Raw genomic sequence first — 18,797 nt, forward strand, 5'->3', positions numbered from 1 at the left:
CTGTCTTCGTCCTTGCCTTCGGATCGGATGCGCACCGTCGGTCGTCGATGGGCGACGGTGCACCCCGGGCGTCGGGGGTGGGGCCGCTCGGCCGGCTCCGGTGAACCGGTGAGCCCCTGCTCTGTGTGTCCGTGTGGTACGCCCTGTCCAACGGCACCGACGGGGTCGGGTGTTCCACGGATGCCCGTTTCACAGCAAAAGCACAGGGCGTGTGTCGCGTCACGTCGGGATACCCCGATCGGGACCGGGTCAGACCTCCAGCAGCAAGGTCATCGGCCCCTCGTTGACCGACGACACGAGCATGCGGGCCCCGAACACCCCGGTCGCCACCTCGCTGCCGCGGCGGCGCAGCTCGGCCACCACCTCCTCGACCAGCGGTTCGGCCACCTCGCCGGGGGCGGCGTCGGCCCAGGAGGGACGGCGGCCCTTCCGCGTGTCGGCATAGAGTGTGAACTGGCTCACGACGAGCACCGGGAGGCCGAGGTCGCCCACCGAACGGGCGCCGTCCTCGGTGGGGAAGACCCGCAGCTCGTGCACCTTGCGCGCCAGCGCCCGGGCCCGCTCCGCGTCGTCCTCGCGGCCCACCCCGACCAGGGCCAGCAGTCCGCGGCCGATCTCCCCGACGACCGCGCCGTCCACCGTCACCGCCGCCGTCCCGACCCTGCTCACCACCGCGCGCACCCGGCCATCCTCCGTCGGGTGGACCGGCGGACTGCCGGCCCTCGGATCCCGCGGCGGACGGGCTGCAGGTCCGCTCAGCGGTCGCTGGCGGCGTCCTGCCCGAGCTGCTGGGCCGTGAGCCGGCCTGCGACGAGGTCCGCGGCGAGGTCGTCGACGGTGCGGTCGACGGCGTAGGCGCGGCTGCGCAGCACGGCCAGCGCGTCGGAGGTCTGGAGCCGCAGCGCGAGGCTGACCATGCCGGTGGACATCCAGACCCGCGCGCGTTGCCGGGCGGCCTCGGTGTTGGTCCAGGCGGGAGCCGCGACCTCGGTCCACTCCGACCAGGCAGCCGCGTGGCCGAGTTGGTCGGAGATCAGCTCGGCGACGCAGAGCGCCTCCACCGCGTCGAAGGTCACCAGGCCGACGGGATGGGTCAGGTACAGGTCCAGGGCGCCGGAGCCGCGCAGGTCACCGGGCAGGGCGAGCGCCACGACGCTGCGGAACGCGGTGTGGGTCAGCAGCAGGTCGTGGAACGCCGGCCAGCGGGTCCGCAGCTGGTCCTCGGGGGCGAAGACCGGCCAGCCGGAGCTCGCGGCGAACGTGCACGGACCCGCGCCGGCGGTGAACTGCAGTCGCTCGGCCGTGGTCGCGGCCTCGTCGTTGGCGCCCAGCGGCGTGCTGTGCCCGGCGGTGTCGTGGATGCTGAGGCCGGCTCCGTCGACGCCCAGCGCCGCAGCCGCCGCCCGGGCCAGCTGCACCGGCAGCACCTCCGGGTCGTCCCCGTCCCGGGTCCATTCGCGAGCCAGCGCGTTGCCGAACTCCTGCCGGATGTCCACGGCCACCCTCCGTGCCGTCCAGCGGAACGCGCGACCGGTGGGGTGCCGGTCCCCACGTCGGCGCGAGCCGGGTGAGGAGGCGCGATGGCCAGGGCTGCACGGGCTCGGCTGGCCGACTGGGCGGTGGTCCGACAGGTACCCGGGCGAGCCGCGCCAAACGTCGTCCACCCCACGAGTCACGCGGGAACGCCTGGTGGGAGGCCCGATTGTTACGGTCGTGTTTCGTGCGCGCCAGGGTGGGCATGGTCTCCCGGCGCGGCCGGGGTGGAAGACCCCGCCCACGGGCCGGGCACGACTCCGGGTGGCGGCACATCGTGTGGACCGGTACGCCTCGTCCGACCTCCTGCCTACGAGCGGCACGGCACGGCGGGGAGGTGACCCGTGGTCGCGCGGCCTGAGCTCCGCCGGCGGCCGCTGAGCGCCGTCCCGACGATCACCGGTACCCCCTGGCACCCGCCGTCGGAGCACCAGCTGCGCGGCATGGACACCGAGGCCGCCCTGGACCTCGGCTGGGGTCGGCTCCTGTTCGGCCAGACGTTCGCCGACCCGCAGCGGCTGGTGGAAGCGCTGCACGGGGAGGCCGAGGGCCGCCGTGACATCTGCATCTACCCGCGCGACCCCCAGGTGCTCCTGAGCCTGGCGCCCACCGAGCTGTTCCTGGACCCCTCGCTCACCTTCCGGCTGGACCTGCACCGGTACCGGCCGCGACGGGAGCTGGTCGAGAACGTCTTCGTGCGCACGGTGACCTGCCCGGACGACGTCGCCGAGATGGAGCGCATCGTCACGCTCACCGGCATGGTCCCCGGGGACCCGGACACCGTGTGGCACAACCACTCCACCCGCACGGTCCGGTACCTCGTGGCGGAGGACCGGCGCACCGGGCGGGTCGTCGGCACGGTCACGGGGGTCGACCACGTCCGGGCGTTCGGCGACCCCGAGGGCGGCAGCAGCCTGTGGTGCCTGGCCGTGGACCCGGGCGAGGCCCCGCCGGGGACGGGGGAGGCGCTGGTGCGCGTGCTCGCCGAGCGCTACCTCGCGCGGGGGCGCAACTACCTCGACCTCTCGGTGCTGCACGACAACGGCCCCGCGATAGCGCTCTACCGCAAGCTCGGCTTCCGCCAGGTGCCCGCGTTGGTGGTCAAGCGCCGCACCGCGGTGAACGCGCCGCTGTTCGTGCCCGGCCCGGCCGGGCTCGACCGGCTCAACCCCTATGCCCGGATCCTCGCCGACGAGGCGCTGCGCCGGGGCATCCGGGTCGAGGTGACCGATGCCGCCCACGGGGAGATGCGGTTCACCCTGGGCGCGCGCGGCGTGCTGACCCGCGAGTCCCTCTCCGAGCTGACCACGGCGGTGGCCATGAGCCGCTGCGACGACAAGCGGGTCACCCGCCGCATCATGGCGGGCGCCGGCGTCCGCGTCCCCGTCGGCGCCGAGGTGGCCGGGGATGACTTCGGGCCGGCCCTGGCCCTGCTCGAGCGCTTCGGCGAGCTGGTGGTGAAGCCGGCTCGGGGGGAGCAGGGCAAGGGCATCACCGTCGGGGTGCGCAACGAGGCGGGCTTGCGGTCGGCGGTCGCGCTGGCGCGGCAGCACTGCCCGGACGTGCTGGTCGAGGAACTGGTGGCGGGGGAGGACCTGCGGGTGGTCGTCATCGACTGCGAGGTGGTCGCCGCGGCCGTGCGGCGGCCCGCCACGGTGGTCGGTGACGGCGTCTCCGACGTCACGACGCTGATCCAGCGGACCAGCCGGCGCCGGGAGCGGGCCACCGGCGGGGAGTCGCGGATCCCGCTGGACGACGTGACGGCCGCCGTCGTCGCCGAGGCCGGCTGGGCGATGGACGACGTCCCGCCGGCCGGTGAGCGGATCCGCGTGCGCCGGACGGCGAACCTGCACACGGGAGGCACCATCGAGGACGTCACCGATCGGCTGCACCCCGAGATCGCCGCGGCCGCCGTCCGCGCTGCCCGGGCCATCGGCATCCCGGTGACCGGCCTGGACTTCCTCGTCCCCGACCTCGACGGGCCCGAGCACGTCTTCGTCGAGGCCAACGAGCGGCCGGGGCTGGCCAACCACGAGCCCCAGCCGACCGCCGGCCGCTTCGTCGACCTGCTGTTCCCCGAGACCCGTCGCCGCTGAAGGAGGGCCCCTTCCTGGGTCCCCCGCACGCCGGGGGACGGCGAGGGAGGGGCTAGGCCGACGGGGACCCGGCCGGGTCCAGGGGTGGGGTCGGACTCCGGTGCCGCGGGGTCGACGGAGCAGTGGCGTCCGACGCTGGCCACGCTGTCACCAGCACGTGCAGGAGCCCCCGGCCCGTGCGCGGGCCGGGGGCTCCTCCGGGTGGGGCCGGTCAGCGGGACAGGTGCTCGATGATGGCCGCGGTGACCTCCTCCGTGCTGGCACTCCCGCCGACGTCGCGGGTGCGGATGCCCTTGCCCGAGGTGACCTCGATGGCGTGCTGCACGGCCTTGGCCTCGTCGTGCAGACCGAAGTGCTCGAGCATCAGCGCCGCGCTGCCGATCGCGCCGACGGGGTTGCAGATCCCCTGGCCGGCGATGTCCGGCGCGGAGCCGTGCACGGGCTCGAACATCGACGGGAAGCGCCGCTCCGGGTTGAGGTTGGCGCTGGCCGCCAGGCCTAGGCTGCCGGCGAGCGCGCTGCCGAGGTCGGAGAGGATGTCGGCATTGAGGTTGGACGCGACGACGACGGAGAGGTCCTCGGGGCGGAGGACGAACTTCGCGGCCATGGCGTCGACCAGCACGCTCTCGGTCTCGACGTCGGGGTACTCGGTGGCGACCCGCGTGAAGACGTCGTCCCACAGCACCATGCCGTACTGCTGGGCGTTGCTCTTGGTGACGCTGGAGACCTTCCTGCGCGGCCGGGTGCGGGCCAGGTCGAAGGCGAACCGGATGATCCGCTCGCAGCCGACCTCGGTGAAGACCGCGGACTGGACGGCGACCTCGCCTCGGTCGGCACGACCGCCGAAGTTCCGGCCGCCGAAGCCGGCGTACTCCCCCTCCGAGTTCTCCCGGACCACGACCCAGCTCAGGTCGGTGCTGTCGGCCTTGCGCAGCGGACTCTGGATGCCGGGGAGGAACTCGACGGGGCGGACGTTGGCCCACTGGTCGAAGTTCTGGCAGATCTTCAGGCGCAGGCCCCAGAGGCTGATGTGGTCGGGCACGGTCGGCCAGCCGACGGCGCCGAAGTAGATGGCGTCGAAGTCCTTCAGCTGGTCGAGGCCGTCCTCGTCCATCATGCGGCCGTGCTGGGCGTAGTGGTCGGAGCCCCAGGGGAACTCCTGCCAGGCGAAGTCGAACCGCCCGGTCGAGGCGTCGGCGAGGGCGTCGAGGACGGCGCGGCCGGCCGCGACGACCTCGATCCCGACTCCGTCGGCGGGGATGGCGGCGATGCGGAACGTGCGCTGGGCGGTCATGACGATCTCCGTGGGGACGGCGGTGGGGTCGTCATCGAGTGAACGGCGTCACTCCGCCGGCGTCCAAGACGGAAGCTCGATGGTCTCCATAGCTCCGGCCTATAAGTGGTCGGAGCCGGTCCTCGCGGAGATGTAGCGCTCGACGCAGGTGACGAAGGCCTGTGCGGCCGGCGTCAGGCTGCCCGTCCGGGACACGAGGGAGATCCGCAGGAGAACGGGCGGCTCGAGGAGCCGCACGCGGGCGCCGGACCGCTGGGCCAGCGGCGACCAGGACGACGGCAGGACCGCGTGGCCGACGCCCGCCAGCACCAACGGGAGGATCGACGTGCGGTGCTCGACCTCGACGACGATCTGCGCGTCGACGCCGCTGGCCAGGACCTCGTCCACCAGCCGCCGCATGAGGCTGCCCTCCTTGCTGACGACCAACCGCGCGCCGGCCAGGGCCTCGCGGACCACGGCGGTCGCGGCGGGTTCGTCCGGCCGGCTCGGCTCCCGGACGTCCGGCGGGGAGATCAGGACCAGTGGCTGGTCCTCGATCGGCAGGACGCGCAATCCGCCGGTGTGCGGCGGTGACGCCGCGCCGAGCAGCCCGAGCTCGCTCCGGCCGGCCTTGACCGCCTGGACGACGTCCTCGGGGGTGAACGCGGCATCCGCCGTCACCGTCATCGCCGGGTGAGCGTCGGTGAAGTCCTGGATCAGGGTCGACAGCGGTTCCATGCCGGGGCTGGGCATGGCGATCAGCTCCACGCGGCCGCGTTCGAGGCCACGCGCGGAGCGGGCCGCGGCCTGGGCCGCCTCCAGGTCACGGACCACCTGGCGCGCCGGTTCGATCAGCTGGCGGCCGGCGTCGCTGAGCACGATGCCCCGGCCGACCCGGTGGAACAGCGGCACACCGAGCTCCCGCTCGAGCGTGCCGATCGCCTGCGACAGCGAGGGCTGCGCGATGTACAGCTGCTCCGCGGCACGACCGAAGTTCATGTGCTCGACGACGGCCAGGAAGTAGGTCAGCTGCCGGACGTCCACCGCAGCTCCTCCCGACGGACCGATAGGCCCAACCTACCGGTGAGGTAGCCAATGCGTCTTGGACCGGTGTGGCCGGGCTCACCCACTGTGGCGCCTACCACGTCCACCCCGTCGGCAGCTGAAGGACCGAGGTGCCTCCCATGGATCTGACCCACGCACACACACCACCGGCCGAGAAGAAGCGCTGGTACCGGCAGCTGTACTTCTACGTCCTCGTCGCGATCGTGCTCGGCGTCGTCGTGGGCGCGCAGTGGCCCGGCGTCGGGGTGGCGATGGAGCCCATCGGCACCGCCTTCGTCGGGTTGATGAAGATGCTGATCGGCCCGATCGTCTTCCTCACCATCGTCGGCGGGATCGCCAGCGTCGCGGATCTGAAGAAGGTCGGGCTGACCGGCATCAAGGCGCTGACCTACTTCCAGATCGGCACCATCCTCGCGATGGTCTTCGGACTGGTCGCCATCAACCTCTTCCGCCTCGGTGACGGCGTGAACGCCGACGTCAGCACGCTCCGGCCGACCGACGACGTCGGCTCGCTCGTGGAGGCCGGGCAGGAGCAGCACTGGTGGGACTTCCTGCTGCGGGTGCTGCCGGAGAGCGCCGTCGCCCCCTTCGTCGAGGGCGAGATCCTGCAGATCATCTTCATGGCGGTGGTCTTCGGCGTCGCCCTCAACGCCGTCGGCTCGGTCGGCGCTCCGGTGCTGTCGGGGATCCAGCGGCTGACCGCGGTGGTCTTCAAGGTGCTGGGCTTCATCATGAAGGCGGCCCCGCTCGGCGCGTTCGGGGCGATGGCCTACGCCATCGGTGAGTACGGCCTCGAGACGCTGACCAGCCTGGGTTCCCTGATCGCGCTGTTCTACGTCACCTCGGCGCTGTTCGTCTTCGTGGTCCTGGGCTCGCTGATGGCCTACCTGCGGCTCAACATCTTCCACCTGCTGCGGTACCTGAAGGAGGAGCTCCTGCTCATCCTCGGTACCTCCACCGCCGAGCCGGCCCTCCCTGGCCTGATGAGGAAGCTGGAGCACGCCGGGGTGGAGAAGTCGACGGTCGGCCTCGTCGTGCCGACCGGCTATTCCTTCAACCTCGACGGCGCGGCCATCTACCTCTCCCTGGCCGCCCTCTACATCGCCCAGGCCACCAACACCGACCTGTCGATCGCCGAGCAGCTGGGCCTGCTCGCGGTCATGCTGCTGACGTCGAAGGGTGCAGCCGGCGTCGCCGGTGGCGGCTTCATCGCCCTGACGGCCACCCTGTCCACCGTCGGCACCATCCCCGCGGCGGGCATCATGCTCGTCTTCGGCATCGACAAGTTCATGTCGGAGTGCCGCGCGCTGGTGAACTTCTGCGGCAACGCCGTCGCCACGCTGTTCATCGCCCGCTGGGACAGGACGCTGGACCGGGACCGCGCCCGCCGCGTCCTCCGCGGGGACGACGTCCCGCCGCTGCACGAGATCGACGAGGTGCCTGGCGAGACCGTCGACGCCCCGAACGTCACCGCCGCTCCGCCGGCCACGCCGCAGCCGGTGACCGGCGACGCCGCCCTCCCCGTGGCAGTGCGGGCCTGACGTGCACGTCCTCGTCGCTCCCGACAAGTTCAAGGGTTCCCTCACCGCCCTCCAGGTGGCGACGGCCATCGGGCAGGGCCTGGAGGCGGCGGGGGTCGCCTTCAGGCTCCTGCCGCTGGCCGACGGCGGTGACGGCAGCGTGGCCGCCGCGCTGCACGCCGGCTCGACGGCCCGCACGGTGACCGTCCGCGGCGCCGACGGGCGACCGCACCGCACCGAGTTCGCGGTCGACGACACGACTGCCGTCGTCGAGGTCGCGACCACCTGCGGACTGAGCACCCTCCCGCCGGGCGTGCTCGCCCCGATGACGTCGTCGAGCCACGGCTTCGGGCAAGCCGTGCTCGCCGCGCTGGATGCGGGAGCCCGGCGGATCGTCCTGTGCCTCGGCGGGAGCGCGAGCACCGACGGAGGCGCGGGCATGCTCGCCGCGCTCGATGCCCGGTTCCGGGACGACGCGGGCCAGGACGTCGACCCGACGGGCGGCACGCTGGCGCGGATCGCCGAGGTGGACGCGTCGGGGCTGCGGAACCTCGCCGGCGTCGAGCTGGTCGTCGCCACCGACGTCACCAACCCGCTGCTCGGTGCCGACGGTGCTGCCGCCGTGTTCGGGCCGCAGAAGGGGGCCACTCCGGACCAGGTCCGCGAGCTCGAGGTCGGCCTGCGACACCTCGTCGACCTCCTGGCCGCCTGCCGGTCGTCAGCGGCCGACCGCGGCGGGGACCTCGCGGACGAGGCCGGTGCCGGGGCGGCGGGCGGTCTCGGCTTCGCCTGCCGGTGGCTCGGTGCGCGTCGGGTGGCCGGGGCCGACTTCTTCCTCGACCTCCTCGGCTTCGACGCCGCGGTCGCGGACTGCGCCGTCGTCGTCACCGGCGAGGGGCGCATGGACGGGCAGACGCTGGCCGGGAAGCTGCCCGCCGTCGTCGCGGCACGATCGGTGCCGCGTGTGGTCAGCGCAGTCGTCGGGCAGTCGCTGCTGACCCCCGAGGAGCGACGACGGCTCGGGCTCGAGCAGGTGGTCGCGCTCGGCGAGCTGACCGACGAGGACCCGAGCCGGGACCCCGACCTGTCGAGGCGCCTCGCCGCGGTCGCGGGTGGACTCATCGGCCGGCAGGTCCGCTCCCTGGCCGCCACCACGTCGTAGGAGGGCCGCGGCAGACCGTGCGGCACACTCCTCGTGTGCCGCAGCTCCGCATCACCCAGGACGCGGCCGATGGCCGGCCGCGCGCTGTCCTCGGAGTCGTGCCGGGCCCTGCGACGTGGCCAGCTGTCCGCCATCGCGTCGGCAACGACGGCGAGTGCGATGGGCGTGCTCCGCGCGATCGCATCCCGAGCTCTGGGAACGACGCGTCGACTCGCGGGACGTGACCGGGCTGGTCCACGTCGCGCCCGACGGCCTCATCCCGTCGAGCCCGGGGTGCGCCGCCGCCGGAGCGGCGCGCATTGCTGTTCGCGTCGCACGGCGCGATGCTGCTCACTGGCCGGAATCCGCCCGGGCAGGCTGACGCGCTCGCGGATGGAGGCAGGTGAGGGTGACCAGCGAGGTCCGGTTCTGCACCGCTCCCGACGGCTCGCGGCTGGCCTGGACCCTGCACGGTTCGGGCCCGCCGCTGGTGCGAGTCGCGACCTGGCTGACCCACCTCGACCGCGACCGGGAGAGCCCGGTGTGGCGCCATTGGCTGGACCGGCTGGGCGCCAACCACACGCTGCTGCGCTACGACGAACGCGGGTGCGGTCTCTCCGACACCCAGATCGGCGACCCCTCGGTCGAGACCTGGGTCGGGGACTTGCAGGTCGTCGTCGAGGCAGCGGGCCTGGAGCGCTTTTCCCTGCTCGGCGTCTCCCAGGGCGCGGCGATCGCGGTGGCCTACGCCGCGCGGTACCCGCAGCGGGTCCGTGATCTGGTGCTGTACGGAGGCTTCGCGCGAGGTCGGCGGCTTCGCGGCCAGACCAGCCAGGAGGACGCGCTGATCGCGGCCATCCGGGCCGGCTGGTCCGACGACGACTCGGCGTACCGGCACTTGTTCAGCATGTTGTTCCTCCCACGCGGCACTCCGGAGCAGATGGCCTGGTACGACGAGCTGCTGCGGACGACGACCTCGGCCGAGACCGCAGTGCGGCTGTTCCACGCGCGGGGCGGCATCGACGTGGTGGACGCCGCGCGCGAGGTCCGCGCCCGGACCCTGGTGATCCACGCCTGGGACGACCGGATCGTGCCCGCGGCCGAGGGGCGGCTGCTCGCGACGCTCATCCCTGGCGCACGGTTCGTCCTGGTCGACTCCTGCAACCACATCCTGCTGGCCGACGAGCCCGCCTGGGGCACGTTCATGGCCGCGGTGGACGACTTCCTCGGCCGTGCCGGCACGCGACCGCTGCCGCGGCCCGCCGCCCTGAGCGCCCTGAGCAGTCGCGAACTCGAGATCCTCGCGCTCGTCGCAGCCGGGCTGACCAACGAGGCGATCGCCGAACGTCTGTGCCTGAGCACCCGCACCGTCGAACGGCACCTGTCCAACCTCTACGCCAAGCTGCACGTCTCCGGCAAGGCGGCGCGCGCGGCGGCCGCCGCCTCCTTCGCGGGAGTACGACCCGCCGGCTGACCGACGGCGCCCGGCGGCGTACGTGCATGCCGACAGGAGGCCCCGCAGCGATTGCGTGCTGGCACCGATGCTGCGGCAGCGGGCCGTTCCTAGCGTCGTCCCCGTGCACAGATGCACACCGGTCGACGTCCGGAGGAGGCGGAGATGGCATCCGATCTGTTGGTGGGCACCCCGCCGACGACGCCCGTGGACGAGTACACGGTCATCGGTGGCGCCGGGGTGGAGCTGCACGCCCGGGAATGGGGTGACCCCGACGGCCCGGCGATCGTGTTCGTCCACGGCTGGTCACAGTGCGACCTGTGCTGGCGGGCGCAGGTCGGCAGCCCGCTCGCGGCGCGGTTCCGGATGGTCACGTTCGACCTGAGGGGCCACGGCATGTCCGAGCGGCCGCCGGCGGCCGGCAGCTACACCGACGAGCGGCTGTGGGCCGACGACGTCGCTGCGGTGCTGGATCAGCTGGCGGTGGAACGGCCCGTCCTGGTCGGGTGGTCCTACGGCGGCTTGGTCATCGGCGACTACCTCCGCGCCCACGGGGAGGCCTCCATCGCCGGCATCGACCTCGTGGGCGCCGCCGTCCAGCTCAGCCCGCCGACCTTCGAGCACATCGGCCCCGGCTTCCTGGAGACGGCGCCGGAGGCCAGCGTGCCTGACCTCGGCACGAACATCGCCGCCATCCAGCGGTTCATGCGCCGCAGCACGGTCCGGGCCCTACCCGACGAACTCCGCGACACGGCGCTGTGCTGGACCATGGCCGTCCCGCCGGAGGTGCGCGGAGCGCTGATCAGCCGCCGGGTCGACAGCGACGACGTGTTGCGGCAGCTCACGGTCCCGGTGCTGGTGACGCACGGCTGGCAGGACGAGATCGTCCTGGCGTCGATGGCCGAGCACGTCCTGGACGTGTGCCCTACGGCGGTCGCGTCCTGGTACGACGGTGTGGGGCACATGCCCTTCCTCGAGGACGCCGAGCGCTTCAACCGCGAGCTGGCCGGGTTGGTGGGGCGGACGAGCCGGTGAGTGCCGATCCCGACGGCCACGGAGATGGGGGGCACGTCCGGTGCCGTGCACCGCAGGGTGCGGCACCATCTCCGGTGTGCCGCCCCTGCGCCTGACCCAGGACACCGCCGCCGACGCGCTGCTGAGCCGCGACCCGCTGGCCCTGCTGCTCGGGATGCTGTTCGACCAGCAGTTCCCCATGGAGCGCGCCTTCTCCGGCCCCCGGCTGCTGGCCGACCGCATGGGCGTCGACACCCTCTCGGCGGCCGACCTCGCCGACGCCGACCCCGAGCAGGTGACCGCCTGGTTCCAGGGGCCGCCGGCGGTCCACCGCTACCCGGGGTCGATGGCCGCCCGCACCCAGGCGGTCTGCCGGCTGCTGGTCGAGCGCTACGACGGCCGCGCCGAGGGCCTGTGGGCCGACGTCCCCGACGGCGCCACGCTGCGGAAGCGTATCGGCGAGCTCCCGGGCTTCGGTGCGCAGAAGGCGAAGATCCTCGTCGCGCTGCTCGGCAAGCAGTACGGCGTGACCCCGCCGGGCTGGCGGGAGGCCGCCGGCGACTACGGCCAGGAGGGTTCCCGGCGGTCCGTCGCTGACGTCACCGGCCCCGAGTCGCTGGCCGAGGTACGGGCGTTCAAGCAGGACGCCAAGCGCGCGGCGAAGGCGGCCGTGACCTCCTGAGATGCGGTGCCGGGGCGCCTGCATCGTGCGCGATCCGGTGGCACGATGGGCGGCAGACCCCGGGCTGTGCGGGGATCCAGGCGCCGTCGGGACGCCGGGCGCCGCAGCCCGTAGAGGGTATCCGTCGTCCCGGGGGGACGGCGGAGGGGAGGAAGCCCGTGGCCTCGAGCCAGCAGCCCGCGCGATCCCGCCGGCCGGAGCCGGTGCTCATCACCGAGGCAGCACCGAGCCTGGCCGAGCAGCACGCCGCCCGGAAGAAGCGCTACGTCCTCACCATGGCCGTGCGTGCCGTGAGCCTGGTGCTGGCGGCGGTCTTCTACCAGACGCTGTGGTTGGCGATCATCTTCGCGGCACTCGGCACCGTGTTGCCGTGGATCGCGGTCATGATGGCCAACGACCGGCCGCCGAAGAAGAAGCTCGACGTGAACCGCTACAGCCCGCCGCGGCCGGACCGCATCCTGGAGAACCCCGCACGCCCGAGTCGGGTCATCGAGCACTGAGAGGGGGGCCCGTCCTCCTCACCGCTCGCAAGCTCGCGGTGAGCCTCTGGACGGGGCCGGCGGCGGGCTCCTGCAGGGGGCCTCACCGGGCACCGGCCCGCGCGACCACGGCCGCCGCCCGCGCGAGACCGGCCTCCAGCGCGGCAGCGGGGTCGCCGTCCGGGGCGGTCAGCCAGACCGCCAGCAGCCCGGCGGTGAACGCGTCGCCGGCGCCGGTCGTGTCGACCACCGCAGCCGGGTGCGCCGGGCGGTGCACCAGCCGGTCACCGGCGGCCCACAGCGCACCCTCGGCGCCCAGCGTCACGACGGCGACCGGGTGGCGGGTCGCCAGTGCCCGCGCGGCCGCCGCCGGATCGGCGCAGCCGGTGAGCAGCCGCGCCTCGTCGGCATTGGGCAGCACCAGCGTGGCCGCCGCGGTGTCGGCCAGCCAGCGCTCGACGCCGTAGGCGGCCAGCGGCCCGGTGGAGGCGGGGTCCAGTGACACCGTGCAGCCGGCCGCGCGGGCCGCGGCCAGCGCAGCCAGCCCCGCGGCGCGCGGACCGGGCGCGAAGAGGGTGTAGCCGGACAGGTGCAGGTGCCGACGCGGCGGGGGGACGTCGTCCGGCGCGAGCGCGAGGTTGGCGCCGCGGTCGGCCAGCATGCTGCGCTGCCCACCCGGCTCGACCAGGCTGACGATCGTGCCGGTGGCCGCGCCCGGGACGACGCGGACGGCCGGCGTCACCCCGTCGGCGGCCAGCTCGGCGACCAGGGCGGTCCCGGCGGCGTCGTCCCCCACGCACCCGGCGCAGGTGACCGGCGTGCCCAGCCGGGCGAGGTGGACGGCGACGTTCGCCCCGGCACCCCCGCCACGGCTGCGGATCGACGCCGGCCGGTCGGAGCCGGGCGCGGGGTCGCCGTCGAGCAGCACGACGACGTCGGTGGCCAGGTCGCCGACGACCACGACGTCCGGCACGGTCAGCGGGGGACGCCGGCGAGGGCGGCGGCGATCCGGCCGGCCAGCTCCGCGTTGCGCAGCACCAGGCGCACGTTGACCGCCAGGGTGGCGCCCCCGCTGGCCCGGTGCAGGTGGTCGAGCACGAACGGCGTCACCGCCTTGCCGCGCACCCCCGCCCGCGCCGCCGCGGCCAGGGCGTCGGCGATCACCCGGTCGTGCAGCGCGGGGTCGAGCTGCTCCTCGTCGGCCAGCGGGTTGGCGACCACCACGCCGCCGGGGGCCAGGTCGCGCCGGGCGGCGAGCACGGCCGCGGCCTCCTCCGGCGAGGACACCGCCCAGTCCACCGTCGCACCGGAGTCGGCGACGTAGAAGCCGGGGAAGGTCGTCGTCCGGTAGCCGACGACGGTGACCGACAGCGACTCCAGCCGCTCGAGCGTCGCCGGGACGTCGAGGATCGACTTCACCCCGGCACAGACCACGAGCACCGGCGTGCGCGACAGCGTGGTCAGGTCCGCGGACTCGTCGAAGGTGTCCGCCGCCTCGCGGTGCACGCCGCCGAGGCCGCCGGTGGCGAAGACGCCGATGCCCGCGGCGGCGGCCAGCAGCGCGGTGCTCGACACCGTCGTCGCCCCGCTGCGGCCCAGCGCCAGGGCCACGGGCAGGTCCCGGACGGCGAGCTTGGCCAGGTCGGGGTCGGCGCAGACCCGGTCGAGCTGGTCGGCGGTCAGACCGACGTGCGGTGCGCCGTCCAGGACGGCGATGGTGGCCGGGACCGCCCCGCCGGCCCGCACGGCAGCCTCCACCTCGTCGGCCGCGGCCCGGTTGTCCGGCCGGGGCAGACCGTGGGCGAGCAGGGTGCTCTCCAGCGCCACGACCGGCCGGCCGGCGGCCAGCGCCTCGGCGACCTCGGGGGAGAGCACGGGCGCAGAGGACGTCGACGCGGAGGACGCGCCGGAGGAGGGCAGCTGCACCCTGCCATCATGGAGGGCAGGGGAGCCACGCTCAGGGAGCGCCTCCCGGACCCGTCCCCGACCCGAGGGAGCACCGCGTGAGCAGCACCGACCTCCTCGAGAAGCCCGACGTCCGCGAGGGCGACACCGGCAACGCCAACGAGGTCTTCCACTACGTGCGCAAGAACAAGATCGCCGAGAGTGCGGTCATGGGCACGATGGTCGAGGCCCTGTGCGGTGAGGTCTTCCCGGTGACCAAGAGCCCGAAGCCGGGCAGCCCGGTGTGCCCGGCCTGCAAGGAGATCTACGAGCAGCTCCGCAAGTAGGAGGACCCCGTCCTCCTCACCGCTCGCAGGCTCGCGGCGAGCCTCTGGACGGGGCCACGGGACCCGCTCCCGCGATGATCATGGAGCCCGGGTGGCGACGCGCCGTCCGGACGCGGTGTGTCGCCACCGCAACTCCATGATCGTCGCGAGGAGCGTCCTGGGATTCCATGTGCTCAGTCCTGCAGCTCGCGGGCGCGCTCCAGCTTGGCCGCTCGCCGGGCCTGGCTGCGGCGCTGGTGCCGGCGCAGCGGTGCCGGCCAGCGGGACTGGATCGTCGCGTTGAGCTCGGCGCCCAGCAGCACCGACATCCCGAAGAAGAAGCAGAACAGCAGGACGGCGATCGGGGTCGCCAGCGCTCCGTAGGGCAGCGTCGTGGTGAGGATGTCGGCGACGTAGGCGCGGGTGGCCAGCGCCGCGACGACGAAGAAGGCGACGGCCAGCACGGTCCCCGGCAGGTGCCGGTGCCACGGCAGCCGCCGCGGCAGCACCACGTGGTAGAAGCTCGTCAGCGCCAGGAGCAGGCCGATCAGCACCACCGGCCAGTAGACGGCGTTCACCAGCACCATCGCGGTGCCCCGCCAGTCGGCCGGCAGCAGCGAGACCAGCACCCCCCGGCCGAGCACCAGCAGCGGGAGCGTGAGCACCGCCAGCAGCAGGCCGACGACGAACAACCACAGCGCCTTCAGCCGGGTGCGGATCGGGCCGCGCACGTCGCGCTGGTCGTAGGCGATGACGACGGTGTTCATGAACGTCGCCGTCGCCGAGGAGCCGGCCCACAGCGACAGCAGGAAGCCGACGCTCACCAGGTCCAGCCGCCCAGAACCGAGGATGTCGTCGAGCGTCGGCTGCACCAAGCCCTCGACGACGTCCGGCGTCAGCACCTCGGTGGAGGCGCGGACCAGCTCCGCCTCGATCCGGGTCACCGAGGCCTCGCCGATGAACGTGCCGAGGTAACCCAGCGTGCCGAGCAGCCCGATCAGCAGCGGCGGCACCGAGAGGATCTGCCAGAACGCCGCCTCGGCGGAGAGCCCGAGGATGCGGTCGTGCCAGGCCTTGCTGACCGTGCGCCCGAGCACCTGCAGCGGGACCCGCAGCACCGCGGGCCAGCGATCCAGCCGTCCCCGCGACAGCGGGGTCTCCAGGCGGACGGCGGTGGCGCCCGCCGGCCGGTCGTCGTCGGCACCGTCCTCGGGGTGTCCGGCGTCGGCCGGTCGGCCCCCGGGCAGGACGGTGCGCACCGTCCCAGTGTGCACGCCGGTCAGCCCGCCGACCGGCCCGCCTGCAGGGTCCCGCCGTCGGCCCCGTCCCGAGGCTCCGGCCCCGTCTCGGGTCCCGCCCCGAGCTCGCGCGAGGTGAGGTGGACGGGGTCCTTCCATGGCGGGGGCAGGGGGGTCCTTCTTCAGCCGCCCGGGGCGGGCGCCGGGGCCGGGACTGCGCCGTCCGGCGCCGGCGGGGCGGCGGGTGCGGCGACCGGCACGCAGGTGATCCGCGGCTCCGCGGCGTACCGGGTGCGGAAGTCCTCGCGCTTGACCTCCGCCTCGCTGGCCGGGTCGCGGAACACCCGGGTGACGGTGATGTCGAAGCCGGTCGAGCCGGCCTGCGGCTTGCAGCTGCCGTCGTCCGGCTTCTCCTGCACGACCGGCTCGCGGAGGTTGTAGCTCTCACTGCTGATCGACTCGATGTCGTAGCGCTTGGTCCCGTAGAAGGTGACCGTCAGCGAGTTCGGCGTCCACTGGGTGTCGACGTAGACGCCGGTGTCGCTGTCGTTGCGCCACTTCAGGTCGATCGAGTCGTAGTAGACCGTCGCCTCCCGGCCGGCCGGGTAGCGGCTGATGTAGAAGCTGTGCGGCTTGTGGTGGACGTCCTCGAGGCCGGCGAAGAAGACGGCGTTGAACATCGTCGTGGCGACCTGGCTGACACCGCCGCCAACGGCGGTGTCGAACGCTCCGTTCTGGATGACGCCGGCCTCGACGTAGCCCTGCGCGGTGGTGCGCGGGCCGGTGTGACCGTTCAGGCTGAAGGTCTCGCCGGGCCGGACCAGCGCGCCGTCGATCTCGGCGGCGGCCACCCGGATGTTGGTGCCGCTCGCCGCGCTGGTGAAGTTCGTGGTGAAGCTGCTGATCTCCTCGCGGATGCCCAGCGCCTCCGCCTCGGCGGTGCTGAACTCCGCCGGCACCGGACCCAGGTCGGCGGTGACCGTGCGCGGCGCCGGCTGCGGCAGGACGTCCAGCAGGTGGGTCGCGAGCGCGTCCGGGTCGACGCCGGTGCCGTCGACCGACGGGACGATCGAGACGCTGCCCCCGGACAGCTCGAAGCGCGCGTCCTCGGCCGGCGTGCCGAACTCGGCGAAGTCGTCGCCCATCGCCTCCTGCAGGGCCGCCGGGTCGACGGCGACCGCGAGCCCGCCGTCCTCCTGCGGCGTGAAGGTCAGCGAGGCGGCGATCGCGGTCTCGGGCACCTCCACGGAGGTGGCGCCGTCCTGGCTGGTCACCGTCACCGGCGCGGCCAGGCCCGGGGTGACGGTCTCGTCGAGCACCCGCTGGGCCTCAGCGGCGTCCACGGACACCTCGGTCACGTCGACGGGCAGCTCGATCGGGGTGCCCGGGTCGCCGCCCGAGGCCAGCGCGGTGGTGACGGCGTCGGCGGCTCCCTCGCGGTCGAGGGTGCGGCCGGGCACGGGCTCGACGACGCCGGCGCTCGTCCCCTCGATGGCGATGGTCGCGTCCACCGGGGCACGGTCGACCTGCTCGGCGATGACGTCGATCTGCGCGGCCAGCGCGGTGTCCTCGCCGGTGATGACGGGGGCCACCTCGCGCTCGTCGACGAGGGTCATGAGGCGGGTCCAGGGGTTGAGCGGCTGCTCGCCGGCCCGCTCGACGGTGCCCTCGACGTCGAGGGTGATCCCGGCGGTGGCGGGGGAGAGGGTGCCCTCCACGTCGTCGGCCAGCATCACGTGGTCGGCGACCACGCGCGGCGCGAGCTCGGTCTGCAGGCGCTCGGTGGCCGCCGCGGGGGAGAGCCCGCCGAGGTCGACGCCGCCCACGACCGTGTTGCGGGGGACGTCACCGCTGGAGACCAGCAGGTCGACCCCGTAGGCGGCGGCCAGGACGCCGACGGCGGCGACCGGCGTCACGACGGCCGGGCGGCGCCACCACGGACGGCGGGTCCGTGGCGTGTCGTCAGGACCACCGGAGCCGTCGGAGCCGTCGCCCGTGGCCCGGGTGTCGTCAGGGACGTCGTCCGGGCCGTCGGTCACCGGGGGCAGGACGCCGGTGTGCTGGTCGGCGTCCGCGGTGGGTGGAGGCAGCTGGGCGGGGGCCTCCCCGGGAGCGAAGCGGATGTCCTGGGTCTCGCCGTCCTCGACCGCCGGCGTGCCCGCGTCGTCCTCCGCACCGGTCGCCGGCGGAGCGGGCGTCTGGGCGGCGGTCGCCGGGCCGGGCACCTCGGGGCCGACGGGCCCACGGTCGCGCGGGACCGGGCGGGTCTCGTCGGACAGGCCCTCGGCGTCGGTGCGGTCGGGCTGGTCGGGTACCTGCTGCGCCGGCGTCTGCCCGGTGGGGGACTGCTGGTCGTGCGGCGCGGGGGTCTGCGGGGGCATCGCGGGATCTCCGGGTAGTCGTCGACCGGGAGATCCCGGGAACGACGGAGCCGCCGGCGCCCTGTCCCCGTCAGTCGGGAACGGGACGCCGGCGGCGGCGTCGGGTGAGGGCTTCATCGCTGTGCGCGACGATAGCGCCTCCGTCAGTGGCTGAGGCGCTGCTCGCCGTCGGTCTCGATGATGTCGACCGCGATGTCGCGGAGCTTGCCTTCGTACTCACGGGCGTGGTGCCCGCAGAAGACGAGGTCACTGCCGCTGGCGAGGACCACCCGCACCTTGGCCAGTGCGCCACAGCGGTCACAGTGAAAGGGAACGACGAGGTCGTCGGCGGGCGGGGTCGTCGTCAGCGTCTGGGTCATCTGGGTCATCACTCGCTCTCTACCGCACGGACCCGCGGCTGCGGATCGGCCTCCTGCACAGCGCCAGGATGTCCCCCTGTGTTCCCGACCCGCCCGATCCGACGCCGGGACTCGCCGAGAGCGGTGAGGCCGGTGCAGGTGGTGCAGGTGGTCCGGGTCAGCAGGGACGTCACTGGGTCGTGCCGGTCTGTCGTGTCGTGCTGTTCTCGTCGTTCGCGTGCGCCGGTCGTCGTCCGGCTGGTGGGTCCGCTGCTGTCTTGACGGGCCCCACGCTACGCCGTCTACCCGGCGCGTGACGGCGTACACCGGCGGACCAGCTCATCGGGGTGAGATCGTGACCTCGCCGCAACACT

The 18,797-nt window shown here is 73.8% G+C and carries 17 protein-coding genes; 8 read left to right on the forward strand and 9 right to left on the reverse strand.

Annotated features, from left to right (window positions below):
- Positions 1 to 249: 249 nt before the first annotated feature.
- Complete coding sequence (dtd, locus tag ACWIX7_RS21325; RefSeq protein WP_448618410.1) at positions 250 to 681, reverse strand: D-aminoacyl-tRNA deacylase; 432 nt, start codon at positions 679 to 681, stop codon at positions 250 to 252.
- Positions 682 to 755: 74 nt separating this feature from the next.
- Positions 756 to 1,496: an ANTAR domain-containing protein gene (locus tag ACWIX7_RS21330; RefSeq protein ID WP_448618411.1), complete on the reverse strand. Its 741-nt coding sequence runs from the start codon at positions 1,494 to 1,496 to the stop codon at positions 756 to 758.
- Positions 1,497 to 1,877: 381 nt separating this feature from the next.
- On the opposite strand from ACWIX7_RS21330, the gene ngg reads away from it, so the two are divergent.
- The gene (ngg, locus tag ACWIX7_RS21335; RefSeq protein WP_448618412.1) at positions 1,878 to 3,629 is read left to right on the forward strand and encodes an N-acetylglutaminylglutamine synthetase; all 1,752 of its coding nucleotides are present in this window, start codon (positions 1,878 to 1,880) and stop codon (positions 3,627 to 3,629) included.
- Between the two features lie 211 nt (positions 3,630 to 3,840).
- On the opposite strand, the gene ACWIX7_RS21340 is transcribed toward ngg, so the two are convergent.
- Together ACWIX7_RS21340 and ACWIX7_RS21345 are read right to left on the reverse strand one after the other, a co-directional pair.
- Positions 3,841 to 4,923 (reverse strand): tartrate dehydrogenase, encoded by a 1,083-nt coding sequence (locus ACWIX7_RS21340; protein ID WP_448618413.1) that lies wholly within the window; start codon positions 4,921 to 4,923, stop codon positions 3,841 to 3,843.
- A gap of 99 nt (positions 4,924 to 5,022) precedes the next feature.
- Entirely contained in the window at positions 5,023 to 5,946 is a 924-nt protein-coding gene (locus tag ACWIX7_RS21345) for a LysR family transcriptional regulator (RefSeq protein ID WP_448618414.1), read from the reverse strand.
- 140 nt (positions 5,947 to 6,086) lie between these two features.
- On the opposite strand from ACWIX7_RS21345, the gene dctA reads away from it, so the two are divergent.
- The 6 genes from dctA (at position 6,087) to ACWIX7_RS21375 (ending at position 12,277) form a co-directional block, all read left to right on the forward strand.
- Positions 6,087 to 7,508, forward strand: a complete 1,422-nt coding sequence (gene dctA, locus ACWIX7_RS21350; protein ID WP_448618415.1) for a C4-dicarboxylate transporter DctA — start codon at positions 6,087 to 6,089, stop codon at positions 7,506 to 7,508.
- A gap of 1 nt (position 7,509) precedes the next feature.
- Positions 7,510 to 8,649, forward strand: coding sequence for a glycerate kinase (locus ACWIX7_RS21355; RefSeq protein WP_448618416.1), 1,140 nt, complete (start codon positions 7,510 to 7,512; stop codon positions 8,647 to 8,649).
- Between the two features lie 388 nt (positions 8,650 to 9,037).
- Positions 9,038 to 10,102: an alpha/beta fold hydrolase gene (locus ACWIX7_RS21360; protein ID WP_448618417.1), complete on the forward strand. Its 1,065-nt coding sequence runs from the start codon at positions 9,038 to 9,040 to the stop codon at positions 10,100 to 10,102.
- A gap of 144 nt (positions 10,103 to 10,246) precedes the next feature.
- Positions 10,247 to 11,116 carry an alpha/beta fold hydrolase gene (locus ACWIX7_RS21365; protein ID WP_448618418.1) on the forward strand — a complete coding sequence of 290 codons (870 nt, stop codon included), beginning with the start codon at positions 10,247 to 10,249 and terminating at the stop codon, positions 11,114 to 11,116.
- Between the two features lie 76 nt (positions 11,117 to 11,192).
- Positions 11,193 to 11,777 (forward strand): HhH-GPD-type base excision DNA repair protein, encoded by a 585-nt coding sequence (locus tag ACWIX7_RS21370; RefSeq protein ID WP_448618419.1) that lies wholly within the window; start codon positions 11,193 to 11,195, stop codon positions 11,775 to 11,777.
- A gap of 158 nt (positions 11,778 to 11,935) precedes the next feature.
- Complete coding sequence (locus ACWIX7_RS21375) at positions 11,936 to 12,277, forward strand: DUF3099 domain-containing protein (protein ID WP_448618420.1); 342 nt, start codon at positions 11,936 to 11,938, stop codon at positions 12,275 to 12,277.
- 82 nt (positions 12,278 to 12,359) lie between these two features.
- Here ACWIX7_RS21375 and ACWIX7_RS21380 read toward each other — a convergent pair whose 3' ends face one another.
- Positions 12,360 to 13,229: a carbohydrate kinase family protein gene (locus ACWIX7_RS21380; protein WP_448618421.1), complete on the reverse strand. Its 870-nt coding sequence runs from the start codon at positions 13,227 to 13,229 to the stop codon at positions 12,360 to 12,362.
- A 2-nt stretch (positions 13,230 to 13,231) separates the two neighbouring features.
- Positions 13,232 to 14,182 carry a pseudouridine-5'-phosphate glycosidase gene (locus tag ACWIX7_RS21385; protein ID WP_448618422.1) on the reverse strand — a complete coding sequence of 317 codons (951 nt, stop codon included), beginning with the start codon at positions 14,180 to 14,182 and terminating at the stop codon, positions 13,232 to 13,234.
- Between the two features lie 77 nt (positions 14,183 to 14,259).
- Between ACWIX7_RS21385 and ACWIX7_RS21390 the strand changes: the two genes are divergently transcribed.
- Complete coding sequence (locus ACWIX7_RS21390) at positions 14,260 to 14,487, forward strand: DUF3039 domain-containing protein (protein ID WP_448618423.1); 228 nt, start codon at positions 14,260 to 14,262, stop codon at positions 14,485 to 14,487.
- A 173-nt stretch (positions 14,488 to 14,660) separates the two neighbouring features.
- Here ACWIX7_RS21390 and ACWIX7_RS21395 read toward each other — a convergent pair whose 3' ends face one another.
- The 3 genes from ACWIX7_RS21395 to ACWIX7_RS21405 form a co-directional block, all read right to left on the reverse strand.
- Entirely contained in the window at positions 14,661 to 15,725 is a 1,065-nt protein-coding gene (locus ACWIX7_RS21395) for a YihY/virulence factor BrkB family protein (protein WP_448618424.1), read from the reverse strand.
- 161 nt (positions 15,726 to 15,886) lie between these two features.
- Positions 15,887 to 18,085 carry a VanW family protein gene (locus ACWIX7_RS21400; RefSeq protein WP_448618425.1) on the reverse strand — a complete coding sequence of 733 codons (2,199 nt, stop codon included), beginning with the start codon at positions 18,083 to 18,085 and terminating at the stop codon, positions 15,887 to 15,889.
- A gap of 143 nt (positions 18,086 to 18,228) precedes the next feature.
- Positions 18,229 to 18,453, reverse strand: a complete 225-nt coding sequence (locus ACWIX7_RS21405; protein WP_012949566.1) for a DUF7455 domain-containing protein — start codon at positions 18,451 to 18,453, stop codon at positions 18,229 to 18,231.
- Between the last annotated feature and the right edge of the window lie 344 nt (positions 18,454 to 18,797).

The sequence above is a fragment of the Geodermatophilus sp. URMC 65 genome (assembly GCF_053502545.1).

What these genes read in the sequence shown, in the direction of transcription:
- ACWIX7_RS21340 (WP_448618413.1), bottom strand. Translation starts at nt 4,923, where the DNA reads ATGACCGCCCAGCGCACGTTCCGCATCGCCGCCATCCCCGCCGACGGA.
- dctA (WP_448618415.1), top strand. Translation starts at nt 6,087, where the DNA reads ATGGATCTGACCCACGCACACACACCACCGGCCGAGAAGAAGCGCTGG.
- ACWIX7_RS21365 (WP_448618418.1), top strand. Translation starts at nt 10,247, where the DNA reads ATGGCATCCGATCTGTTGGTGGGCACCCCGCCGACGACGCCCGTGGAC.
- ACWIX7_RS21400 (WP_448618425.1), bottom strand. Translation starts at nt 18,085, where the DNA reads ATGCCCCCGCAGACCCCCGCGCCGCACGACCAGCAGTCCCCCACCGGG.
- ACWIX7_RS21405 (WP_012949566.1), bottom strand. Translation starts at nt 18,453, where the DNA reads ATGACCCAGATGACCCAGACGCTGACGACGACCCCGCCCGCCGACGAC.